This window comes from Halobellus litoreus (assembly GCF_024464595.1).
In the GTDB taxonomy this organism is placed as follows: domain Archaea; phylum Halobacteriota; class Halobacteria; order Halobacteriales; family Haloferacaceae; genus Haloquadratum; species Haloquadratum litoreum.
The window spans coordinates 1020463-1032401 of sequence record NZ_JANHAW010000001.1 but is presented as its reverse complement, the minus strand read 5'-3'; the positions used below and the strand labels follow the sequence as shown (position 1 = coordinate 1032401).

The following is an 11939-nucleotide window of genomic DNA, read 5'->3' as shown; positions in this document are numbered from 1 at the left end:
CCCCCGACTCCCACAAGCGACCGGGGTTACCCAAAGGCACATTTACGACCGACTCCAAGAGCGAGCAACTGATGTCCCGTAGTCCGTCTCTTCCAGATCGGCCGCGTCTGGACCTCGACCCGGAAATGTCGGAGGCCGAACGACTCGCGGCGATCCGCCAGCACTACGAGCGCCTCCTCAACGTCAACGACGAACTCGACGAGCGACTTTCGTCGGCGACCGACCGCCAAGAGGAACTGCGCGAGGAGGTCGAACAGCTGAAGCGTCGTAACGAGACGCTGAAGACCTCCTCGCTCTATCTCGCGACGGTCGAGGAACTCACCGACGACGGCGTCGTGATCAAACAGCACGGCAACAACCAGGAGGTCTTGACCGAGGCGTCACCGCACCTCGACAGCGAACTCGAGGCGGGCGACCGGGTCGCGATCAACGACTCCTTCGCCATCCAACAACTGCTCGACGACGAGACCGACTCCCGCGCGCAGGCGATGGAGATCGACGACTCGCCGGCGATCGCCTACGAGGACATCGGCGGCATAGACGAGCAGGTCCGCGAGGTCCGCGAGGCCGTCGAGGACCCCCTCACGAACCCCGAGATGTTCGAGCAGGTCGGGATCCAGCCCCCGTCGGGCGTGCTGCTCTACGGGCCGCCGGGGACGGGCAAGACGATGCTCGCGAAGGCCGTCGCCAACGAGACCGACGCCACCTTCATCAAGATGGCCGGCTCCGAACTGGTGCGAAAGTTCATCGGCGAGGGATCGCGGCTCGTCCGCGACCTCTTCGACCTCGCCGGCGAGCGCGAACCCGCAGTGATCTTCATCGACGAGATCGACGCCGTCGCCGCCAAGCGGACGGACTCGAAGACCTCCGGCGACGCCGAGGTCCAGCGGACGATGATGCAACTCCTCTCGGAGATGGACGGCTTCGACGACCGCGGCGACGTCCGAATAATGGCCGCGACGAACCGCTTCGATATGCTCGACGAGGCGATCCTCCGCCCCGGCCGCTTCGACCGCCTCATCGAGGTTCCCAAGCCCGCTCCCGAGGGTCGCGAACGGATCCTCGAGATCCACACGCGCGAGATGAACGTCGCCGACGACGTCGACTTCGCGGACCTCGCCGAGCAACTGGAGGACTACTCCGGCGCGGAGATCGCCGCGCTGGCGACTGAGGCCGGGATGTTCGCGATCCGCGACGGGCGAACGGAGGTCCGCAGACAGGACTTCGACGACGCCTACGAGAAGGTCGAGGACGCCGACGAGCAGACGACGATCCCCGGGCCGACGACCTATCAGTACTGAAGACCCGGCGCCGATCCCACCCGGAACGCGGTGTCGCCGTTCCGATCCGTAACCGCTTATTCTCCGCGCCGTCGTTGTCGAGTATGAGCACCATTCGGATCGTCCGCGGCGTCGGCGACGCGCCGACGAAGATGGCCTCCTACGACGCGGCGCTCGCCGACGCGAACGTCCACAACTACAACCTGATTTCGGTCTCGTCGGTGATCCCCGCCGACGCGACTGTCGAGGACGTCGGCACCGCGCCGGACCTCGGCCCGGCGGGGAACCGACTCACGGTCGTCGAGGCGCGGGCGACGACCGGCGGCGTCGGCACCGTCTCGGCCGGTCTCGGCTGGACCGTCGGTCCGGGACCGGGACTGTTCTACGAGGCCTCGGGCGAGGATCCCGGCGCTGTCAGACGGAGCGTCGAGGTCGGCCTCGCCGCCGGGCGCGACCTCCGGGAGTGGACCTTCGACGACGAGCACGTCGCCGTCACGACGGCCGAAGGCGACGGCGAGGGGTACACGACCGCCGTCGCGCTCGCCGTCTACGGCGAGAGCGAAGCGATTCTCTGAGCGGAGCCGATCGCATCACGACGCGGCCTCCGGCTTCTCTGAAGCAGTTTTGACTTCGCCGACGCCTTTATCAACCGCCTTCCCCTACTGGCAACGACACTCCTAATGAACGGAAACAACCCGTACGCGGGCGCTCCCGGCGTCGTCGACGCGGGCCGTCCCGAGGACGTCGACCTCTCGGTGGCACAGGTACGCGAACTCCGTACTGCTGTGGCCGGAATCGTCTCTCGGACGCAGGCGTACCTCCCGGAGGGCTACGCCGTCGGCTCGGAACTCTCCTACGGCGCCGACGGCCCGCAGGCGACCGTCGCGGTCCGCCCGCCGGCCGGCCGCCCGGTCAGCGCGGGGTTCACGCCGGACGAGGAGGACCTCGAATCGGGACTCACCGACGAGGACCGCGACGAGGTGGCCCGCGGCCTCGCCGCGAGCGCGGCGCTCCAGGTGATGAACACCGTCGGCGACGGCCTCACGCCGACGGCGCGGTAACCCGGTACTCCGCGGTCTGAAGGCGATTCGACGCGAGCCGTTGCTGTGAGCGGCCGTGATCCGACCGATCGACGCCGATCTTTTACCGTCCTCCGACCGACGAGCAGACGCCCGAACGGTTATCAGCGTCGCCGCTAAGGAACCGGCACGAAATGAGCGAACACGCCTCGGGGAACGCGCCGCTTCCGGACGTGCCCTCGGCGGAACGGTCCTTCCGGGAGGTCGACGGCGTCGACCTCCACGTCGTCGCTGCCGGGGACCCCGCGGATCCACTCGCCGTTCTCCTGCACGGGTTCCCGGAGTTCTGGTACGAGTGGCGCGCGTACGTCGAACCGCTCGTCGACGCCGGCTACCGCGTGCTCGTCCCCGACCAGCGCGGCTACAACCGCAGCGACAAGCCCACGCGTCTCGACGCCTACCGGATGGGTCGCCTCTCGGCGGACGTCGTCGAACTCGTCGAGAGCGAGGGGCGCGACGCGGCCCACGTCGTCGGCCACGACTGGGGGGCGGCGGTCGCGTGGGATGCTGCACTCCGGTACCCGGACGCGGTCGACCGACTGGGCATAATCAACGTCCCGCACCCGGCGGTCTTCGAGCGAGTGCTCAAAACGAGGCCGAGACAGCTCCTGAAGAGCTGGTATCTGTTCTACTTTCAACTCCCGGGGCTCCCCGAGTGGAACGTGCGCCGTACCGAGTACGACCTTCTGGCGGCCACGATGCGACGGGGTGCCCGCCCGGGGACGTTCTCGGCGACGGACTTCGAGCGGTATCGGGCCGCCTGGGCGGAGGAGGGAGCGCTCACGGCGATGATCAACTGGTACCGGGCGGTCTTCCGCCGGCGCGACGACCCGCCGCGGGAGCGCGTCGCGGCCCCGACGCTCGTCCTCTGGGGCGAGAACGATCAGGCGCTCGTCCCAGAGCTAGCCCCGAAGAGCGTCGCTTACTGCGACGACGGCCGACTCGAACGGTTCCCCGACGCCACGCACTGGCTCCCGCACGAGGAGCCCGACCGGGTCGCGGAGCTACTGATCGAACACCTCGGCGGGTGACGCCCGTCCACGCGACGGCGGGTGGCGACGGTTGTAGTACCCCTCGGCCCCCGAGTCAGCAAATCGTGGCATTCGATCCGCCTGTGAGGAAATTCGAGCGGTACTGAGACTCGCACGGAGTTCAAACACTACCTCACGAGGACAACCGGTGATCAGCGGACGGTCGATTCGGGAGATATCGCTGGTGATCGCAGACAGCGCGCGATTGATGGCAGTGTCACGGTAAGTGCAAGGGGATCGACCTTTCGAATTCCTATGGCCGAAGATGACCGTCCCATCGGTTCCAGTGGATGGATCACTTGGTTTTGTGAGTGAGTACTGACACCTCGCGAGACATTGAAACAGGCCCCCGCAGCTCCTAGTTATTCCAATTTTATATATATTTTTGATAACTGATATATTTGGCATCAGCCAGGCCATTCGCGGTTTATAACTGGGTTCAGAAGGACGACCTACAGCCCGCAAGTGGCGAAACCCCAGATCGTGTTGACCCCGATCAGACTGCGATCTGAGTCACCGGTAGAAAGGACTGGCTGTACGCCACCACCGATTCTGAACTGACGAAATATCCCTCTTTGGCTGTTTCAAGCGCATATACTCCGGGGCCGCGGGGGATTTCTCACCGATCTGGCCGAGACATACGACGTCGACCACACCGTGGGTCTCGTCGATGGCGCAGGTGATTTCAAAACCACCTCCCGACGAGAGAACCCGAATATGCGCGTCGGAACCCAACGGCTACAGAAACTCTCTCTCTCAAATGTATAAATTGTAATTCACAAAAAAGAACGTTTCAGATTTATGTTTATTTAGCGAGATCGATCCGTCGACCGCGGAAACCTGGGTGCAAGTCCGCGCCATCAAGTGGTATCTACTCGAGTTAACACGACCCCCGAAGCGTTCACGCTCGTGGCACTCTGGGCACAGCATTTCCGCCGGGTGACTCGACTTGCCCACCGAGTGGAGGAGTGAGTTACACCACGTTCGGTCCGTCCGCCTCGGTTCAACTTTCAGAGCGACGCTACCACTTCGCGGTCTGCGATTCAACGGAGAAATACCGTGCCCAACGCTTGGATGTCGCTTTTCGCTGCACAACGGCTAACTTCTTCGAGTCATTGTGTCCTAAACGAAACGGCCGGCATCTGACATCGATACCGACGATCGCCTCGCTATTCGTTCTCGTTCGAGCAGAGCCATATCGTAACGGTTTGTCATATGTCGAACTAGCGGTAATCCTGTTGGGTTATATCAAATTGGCCCGTCAGCTGCGGCAGTGCTGAACTGGAGGATTCCCCTAGAGTTCCCGGAGCGGGAGCGGACAGGCGCGCGAGCTATCAAAACTGGGGATCGTCCATTTGAGAGGTGACTGTGTCCTTGCGAACTTCTAAACAGATTCGATCATCGCCGTGGAATAGATGACACGATTCGAGCGCCGTTCTCGTTTCCTCTGAATAACATACGTACATATGTTATCTACTGAAAGGGCTTCATTGCCTGCGACATCCCCCATACGGCTATTCGGACACTCTCGGCCCGATATCGATCTACTGGCGACGAGTGCGTGCGCCCTCCCAGATCGCATCGGAGAATCGATATTCGGGTTCCCGCTTCGAGTTTTACCGGTGTATATGATATATACGAACTCAACACCTAACGACACGATCGCTACAATGTGAACGATGATCGGAAACGACTTTGTCTTCTTCATTTTCCAATCCGGGATTGAGTGTACATTCATTAACAAACCTTCTCTTGACGTATCTTTCATCATTTGTTATATCATAATGGGCCAGGTCTGTCGGTGGTGAACGCTTATAGTGTATGAGTCTCACGTACGAGTATGAATGGTGATGATAAACCACGCACAATTCGGGCGGTTGAGCGTGCTTCCCGAATCATTCAGGCCCTTGAGGATGAGGGGCAACTAACGCTCACGGAGATTTCAAACCGCTTGGACGTCTCAAAGAGCACCGTTCATACGTACCTCCATACGCTCTCTCAAGAGGGGTTTATTGCAAAGCACAACGACAGTTACCGACTGAGTCTTCGATATCTTAGCCTCTCAGAACAGGTGAAAAACCGGATTGACATCTACGAAGCCGCTCAGTATGAAATTGATGTTCTGGCGGAGAAGACGAACGAGCGGGCGCAATTCGCCAAGTTAGAAGAAAATAGCGTAATCTACATTTACCGGTCGAAGAGCGAAAACGCCATTCCGACAACACTCTCGATCGGACAATACGTCTACCCCCACAGCACCGCGGCCGGGAAATCGATGCTCGCTTATCTTCCGGATCATCGTGTGGACGAAATCATCGAGGCGAACGGCCTTCCGAAACAAACCGAGAACACGATCACCGACGTTGACGAGTTTAAAGCTGATCTTCGCCGGGTGCGTGAGTTGGGATACGCGATCGGAGACGGAGAGCGCCTCCGGGGAATTCGATGCATCGCGACGCCGATCCAGACGGATTCAGGCCGTGTACTGGGATCGATTGGTGTTTCTGGTCCCTCCCGTCGAATGAGTGACGAACGCATCGAGAGCGAACTTCGTGACCTCCTGCTTCAATCAGCGAACGTGATCGAGGTAAACGCGAAATTCTCGTAGATCAGTCCCGAAATCGGTCGTTATGCGTAGAGCGCTGTCCATTTGAGGGAAATTTTTATTACCTATTGTATTCCTGTAGTCGATATGGGTATTGCAACCCTTGCACACGCCGAGTTGTACTGTCCAGATCTGGAAGCATCGTTAGAGCATTTTCGCGACACAATGGGGATGTACGTCCGTCACGAGGAGGAAGACGCGTACTACTTAGCCGCCTTCGGTGACTGGCAAGATTACACCCTCATCCTCCGTGAAGGTGACACCTGGGGGTGTAAACACGTCGCTTGGATGCTCGAAGACGAAGCAGACTTTGACGAGTTCGAACAACGCATCGAGGACTCGGGCTACGATACTGAATGGGTAGATCCTGATGCCGAACCCGGCCAGGGACGGGCGCTTAAGTTCGACTACCCGGGCGCGACTCCCGAGTATATGGAACTCGTCTACGACATTGACCGGGCGTTCGATACGGTAAGCGAAGAGAACAAACCCCGGTTGAAAAACCAACCAACGCGGAAACCAGAACGTGGAGCTGGCTTCCGTCGTATCGATCACGTGAACTTCAACGTGAGCAACGTTCCGGAATGCGTCGACTTCTTCGAGAACGTTCTCGGATTCGCCCTTCGAGAAGAAGGGCTCGACCCCGACGGTAACCAGGTCGGTGCGTGGATGAGCGTCAGCCCCCTCGTCCACGAAATCGCATTCATCACCCCGCCACCGGACGCGAACGTCGTCGACAAGATCGACCACGTGGCTTACTATATGGACGGCGGCTACCGCGGTGAACTTGAACGGGCGGCAGATCTGCTCCGAGAGCGTGACATCGAGTTCGTCGGCGGACCCGCACGCCACGGAATCAGCCAGGCACATTTCAATTACTACCTCGAACCGTCGGGTAACAAGGTGGAGATCTTCGCTGGCGGGTTCCTCATCTTCGATCCTGAGTGGGAGACGGTCACGTGGACACCGGAGGACGGATCCGACGGCTTCGTCTGGTGGGGTGGCAAAGCGGGTCAGCACGCTCGTCGCCAGTATGACTACGTCCCCACCGACGAGAAAGATTGGTCCGAAGAGGGTGCATACCACCTCCGCGATCGCTACAAATCTCAGGAGCCTGACGGAGAACCCGAAGCGGAAGCCGACGACTGAACGGACTTGCGGTACCGAGCAGTGCTAGCCGGACTATAGCACTCCCCTTCGATGGAGCGCCGTCCGTTGTCGCTCCCCGTGTTCAATTTTTAGTTGCTCTGGGTCGGACCCCCGTCTAACGGATCGTAAGACAAACCAGCACCATCAATAATTATTTATACTGTGCTATGATACTGTGACGTGGATACACATGGCAGAGTTTCCGTTACTGGTACGGTTCCGTACCGACGACTATCCGACCCTCGTCCCGGTCGATTCCGAGGACACGGTTTCGGAGGCCGCAGAAAAGATCTCCCACGTCGTGGACAGCAGGGTTCACATCGACCACGATCGGCCGCTGTCGATGATCTACGCCGGGGAAGTACTTGCCAACGACGCCCTTATTTCGGACGTCGTCGAGCCTGTCGAATACGTGGAGTTACAGTACGAAGGTGAGGAGATCCCGGAGGGATTCGGGAAGTCACACCCCGCTTGGACCGGCGAGAGTATGCTCGAAGCGCACCCGGAACACGCGAAACCCCAAGAGTGAGTATGCCAGAAGATTCCACAGAACCTCTTAATGGTGAGAAGCACTACCTCTGTGACGACCATGACATTTGGGCAGACGAATTGACCTTCTTCGAGGTGGAAGGAAGGAAAGTTCTGATTTGGCGGGACCTCGACGAGGAGCTCCACGCCTACGATGCTATCTGCCCACACCAAGACAGAGACCTCGAAGAGACTGGAAAGCGTGGCTGTATGTGTGGCCCTCACGATGACGAAACCACCATCACTTGCGCGGCACACACCTGGGAGTTCGACCTAGAAACCGGTGAGGGAGTGAACCCCTCCGGAAACGGACTCAACGAATACGAAGCCGGCGTCGACGGCGGAGAAATATACGTGGTAATGTCGGAGGGAAGCTAACGATGTCGAAAGTCGGACCCGTGTTACGAAACAACCGCGAAACCGACGGAATCGTCGAAGCCATAAAACGCGACACCGACGGCGATGTCGAAGTCACCGACCGTCGAGCCTACCTTCGGGTCGAGGCCGAAGACAAGTGCGTCGTAACGCAAGAGACCTTGGACGAACTACTTGGAAAAGGGGCTATCTCGGTTCCCGGTGGGATCGAGGAACAGATCTCCTCGTTCAAGGGCTACATCAATCCCCAGTCAGACCGGGTGGAGTTCGTCAGCGACATCAAAGAAACGCACTCGAACCAGTGAATATGAGTGAAAAACAGTACCCGATGAAAGAGCAGACGTATCGAACGTACACCACGTGGAACCAGCGTCGAATCCCTACGACGTACGACGTTGCGACTCACCGAACGAACTACGACATCGGTGAGCGTTACGACGGCAAGGTTCCTCGCCTCGCAGTCGGAACGGATCAGGCGCTCGCGGAGTGGTATCGTGAGTATCGTGAGGGGAGTTCGATCGCCGGAGAGTACCCAGACGACTTCGACTCCTGGCGCGATCCCCGGGAGATGACGTACGAAAAGTACAACGACCTGATGGACGACCGCGAGAGTGCGATCGAAACGTTGTACGAACAGGCAGAAGTCCTTGAACGGGGTACAGAGCGAAGCGACGACCCGTGGCTCGATTTCCAGAAGCGAGCGTTCTTACCGCTTCGCTATCCCTGTCACGGACTGCAGATGCTCGCTTCGTACCTCACTATGGTTGCACCGTCCAGCACCATCAGCACCGCGATGACGCTTCAGTCCACGGACGAGATTCGGCGGCAGGAGCGCCTCGCTCGACGGGCGAGCCAGCTTAAGAAAGAGTTCCCTGAGAGGGGCTTCACCGAGAACGAGCGAGAAGTATGGGAGGAAGACGAGTTGTGGCAACCGTTCCGGAAAGTCATCGAGGAACTTCTAGTTGAATACGACTGGGGGAAGTCCTTCGTCGGTACTAACCTCGTTCTGAAACCCCTCTTCGACGAACTATTCTTGGCCCACTATTCGGAACTCTTCGAGGCGAACGACTCGGATCTCTACGCACAGGTGCTGGATAATTTCTACCTCGATTCGGATCGAAGCCGAGAAATCGGCGCCTCCATCGCGAAACACCTCATCGAGGTCGACGAATCCAACGGTGTAGTAATCCAAGAGACGATCGACGAGTACTACCCGGCTTGTGAGGACGCCGTCCGGGCGTTCCGACCCGCGTTCGAGTCGATGCCACCTGAGACCCTCCCCTTCGACGACGTGATGGAGGATATCGAACAGAAGTACGACGCGATGCTCGGGGACGTACCGGTGCAACGACCCTCGTAGCTGTTTACCATCCGTTCGTAGTGTTGTTTTCTGCGGTCAGAGTCCGATCTACGCGGTACTTATGACAGACTCCGACGGATTCAACCAAACTTTTATTATAATTGGGTCAAGTTCTCTCATTGCAAATGTTACCAAACGTTAGACGTGAGGATTGGTATCAAACAGCGACGAACACGAACTGGGATATCTCCTACGTCGACGAAGAGGAAATGTACCCACCGGGATTGACCGGGCAAGATGCGTACAACGTGCCCGAAGATGGATGGGAAAGCTGGGAGGAGACGTACAAACAGACAGCCCGAGAATACTACGAGACGCAGCACGAAAAGGACGGGAGCGTTTACGCAGTGAGTTCTGCGATGGACCAGTCTGGACTTCCGCATTCTCTTGGAATGGGGTGGGAGGACGTACTCAAGTTCCACTTCGCCACAGTTCCGCTTCTCGAACGTGCAGCCGTTACGAGTGAATCTCAATATGCCCGCTTCGCACCTGACAGCGCGTGGCGACATATGGCACAGTTTGGGGCGATGGACGAGCTCCGACACACGGAACTTCAGCTCCGCATTCCACACAGTTTCGTCAAGGAAGATTCCCAGTACGACTGGGCCAAGAAGATGTATCACACCGAGGACTGGGCGTCTGTCGCTGCGCGGCACCTGTTCGACGATTTCAAGGCCTCGAACGCCATCGACTCGGCGCTCCAAATCACGTTCGCATTCGAGACCGGTTTCACGAATATGCAATTCCTGGCGCTGGCGTCCGATGCCGCTGACGTCGGCGATATTGAGTTCTCTGAGGCAATCTCGTCCATTCAGACCGACGAGGCTCGTCACGCCCAACAAGGTAATGCAATCATCGAGATTCTTGACGAGTACGACGATCTGGACCGGGCACAGTACCTCGTTGACAAGTCGTTCTGGCGGTGCTACAAGCTGTTCTCCGCGCTGACTGGACCGAGTATGGACTACTATACTCCAGTCGAGGATCGTGAGATGTCTTGGGGCGAGTTTATGGAAGAGTGGATCGTCGATCAGTTCTTAGAAAACATCGAAAGCACGGGACTCGAAAAGCCGTGGTACTGGGACCAATTTATCGAACTCGTGCGTCAGGGTGGTACCAGCCATTATATGGCCGGCGGTCACTACCACTGGCGCCCGACGCTGCCTATCGCACCGCCCGGTGTGACAGCAGAGGACCGAGAGTGGCTCGAAGAAAAGTACCCTGGCTGGGAGGAGCGTTGGGGGGAAAAGTGGGACCGCCACGCCAAGGCGATGCGAGAAGATGATCTCGAAAAAACAGTTGCGGACGACCTTATCGTCCTCTGTGACCTCTGTCAGCTCCCTGCAATTCACGCGGATCCCGACCAGGACCACAACCGACTCCACTGTCACGAACACGATGGTGAAACGTACTACTTCTGCTCGGAGCCTTGTCAGTGGATCTTCGAGAACGAGCCCGAGCGATACGCGGAGCACAAATCGATATTGCGGCGCTTCCTGGCCGGAGACATCCAGCCGCAGACCCTAGAAGGTGCCCTCGAGCATATGGGTATGGGAGCGGACAACGATTACGAGCGTGGGATCGACTTCCGCGCCCCCGAGTGGGGTGACGACTGGGCCGACTGGAGTCCGTCTTCGTCTGATCCCGCCGGTGCGGCCAGCGACGACTGATTCGTTTCGATCCAGCAGTCGGAACCTCGCTCTTTGATCACTGGATGCGGTACGTTTAATATCCATCAGATAAAAGCTCTTGTTAATGGCTCCCACAAGCCCAGAGCAAGAGCCGCTAGGCGAGTGTCCCGCATGCGGATACGAGTTCACCGACGAGGACGTTCTCGATGGTCCACCTCCACTGTACGGTGAACCAACGGTTCGGTGCCCGAATTACGACGGGACTGATCCGACGGACGAACATCGGGAGGTGTTCGAAGATCTGGAAGGGACACCTCATTCGATCCGCGTCTCGAACCTGGATGTCGACGCGTAGCTTCGACAGAATCATCGTTTCCGTGCCCGAGTTACACGCTAACACGTACTGTGGCAGCTTCGACGGTCCTTTTCACCGCGGACACATACGCAGTGCCTCGCGGTAGAAGAGACGAATATTCGAGTAACCGCCCGGCGCTACTGATAATTTGCCGGGATTGGCTTCGATATCACCGCTCGCTCCACTTTCCACTAATACAGCCCAGAACGCGAGTGATGATCGAGATGCGGTATTCCCCGTCACCGGCGCATACTGGCTGCCGGGGGTAGCCATCGTCTCTTACTTCGCCACACGCGATTCATAGGAATCGCAACGCCATCCGACGCGACTTCGAAGAGCTGAACGGCTCTGGTGACGCAACCCTTCTCGCTTTAGACACACTCAGCAAGACATACAGCAGCGTGGCTGCAAGCTTTCAATGCCTGATTCTATTATGAAATCCGCAATCCAGTTGGGCACAAAACTATTTATATTGTTGTATCATACCACGTTCTATGTCTAGCCGTCGGTTCCAGCCCTCGGACTGTTGCGTAAAATGTCCCCACT

The 11939-nt window shown here is 58.6% G+C and carries 12 protein-coding genes; all 12 read left to right on the top strand.

The features are described 5' to 3' along the window. The first annotated feature begins 71 nt into the window (after positions 1 to 71). Positions 72 to 1301 carry a proteasome-activating nucleotidase Pan2 gene (gene pan2, locus NO360_RS05285; RefSeq protein WP_256306500.1) on the top strand — a complete coding sequence of 410 codons (1230 nt, stop codon included), beginning with the start codon at positions 72 to 74 and terminating at the stop codon, positions 1299 to 1301. Between the two features lie 83 nt (positions 1302 to 1384). Further along, positions 1385 to 1855, top strand: a complete 471-nt coding sequence (locus NO360_RS05280) for a pyruvoyl-dependent arginine decarboxylase (RefSeq protein WP_256306499.1) — start codon at positions 1385 to 1387, stop codon at positions 1853 to 1855. Positions 1856 to 1960: 105 nt separating this feature from the next. Beyond that, the gene (locus NO360_RS05275; RefSeq protein WP_256306497.1) at positions 1961 to 2341 is read left to right on the top strand and encodes a DUF5811 family protein; all 381 of its coding nucleotides are present in this window, start codon (positions 1961 to 1963) and stop codon (positions 2339 to 2341) included. Positions 2342 to 2493: 152 nt separating this feature from the next. Further along, the gene (locus tag NO360_RS05270) at positions 2494 to 3390 is read left to right on the top strand and encodes an alpha/beta fold hydrolase (RefSeq protein WP_256306496.1); all 897 of its coding nucleotides are present in this window, start codon (positions 2494 to 2496) and stop codon (positions 3388 to 3390) included. Positions 3391 to 5230: 1840 nt separating this feature from the next. Further along, positions 5231 to 5998, top strand: coding sequence for an IclR family transcriptional regulator (locus tag NO360_RS05265; RefSeq protein WP_256306494.1), 768 nt, complete (start codon positions 5231 to 5233; stop codon positions 5996 to 5998). An 84-nt stretch (positions 5999 to 6082) separates the two neighbouring features. Beyond that, the gene (locus NO360_RS05260; protein ID WP_256306493.1) at positions 6083 to 7144 is read left to right on the top strand and encodes a VOC family protein; all 1062 of its coding nucleotides are present in this window, start codon (positions 6083 to 6085) and stop codon (positions 7142 to 7144) included. A gap of 190 nt (positions 7145 to 7334) precedes the next feature. Next, positions 7335 to 7673, top strand: coding sequence for a toluene-4-monooxygenase system B family protein (locus tag NO360_RS05255; protein ID WP_256306492.1), 339 nt, complete (start codon positions 7335 to 7337; stop codon positions 7671 to 7673). 2 nt (positions 7674 to 7675) lie between these two features. Further along, a complete protein-coding gene (locus tag NO360_RS05250) occupies positions 7676 to 8050 on the top strand; it encodes a Rieske 2Fe-2S domain-containing protein (RefSeq protein WP_256306490.1) in 375 nt (124 codons plus the stop codon). Between the two features lie 2 nt (positions 8051 to 8052). After that, entirely contained in the window at positions 8053 to 8352 is a 300-nt protein-coding gene (locus NO360_RS05245; RefSeq protein WP_256306488.1) for an MmoB/DmpM family protein, read from the top strand. A 2-nt stretch (positions 8353 to 8354) separates the two neighbouring features. Beyond that, the gene (locus tag NO360_RS05240; RefSeq protein ID WP_256306487.1) at positions 8355 to 9407 is read left to right on the top strand and encodes a ferritin family protein; all 1053 of its coding nucleotides are present in this window, start codon (positions 8355 to 8357) and stop codon (positions 9405 to 9407) included. A gap of 125 nt (positions 9408 to 9532) precedes the next feature. Continuing rightward, complete coding sequence (locus NO360_RS05235; protein ID WP_256306486.1) at positions 9533 to 11077, top strand: YHS domain-containing protein; 1545 nt, start codon at positions 9533 to 9535, stop codon at positions 11075 to 11077. 85 nt (positions 11078 to 11162) lie between these two features. Continuing rightward, positions 11163 to 11393: a hypothetical protein gene (locus tag NO360_RS05230; RefSeq protein WP_256306485.1), complete on the top strand. Its 231-nt coding sequence runs from the start codon at positions 11163 to 11165 to the stop codon at positions 11391 to 11393. The last annotated feature ends 546 nt before the right edge of the window (positions 11394 to 11939 follow it).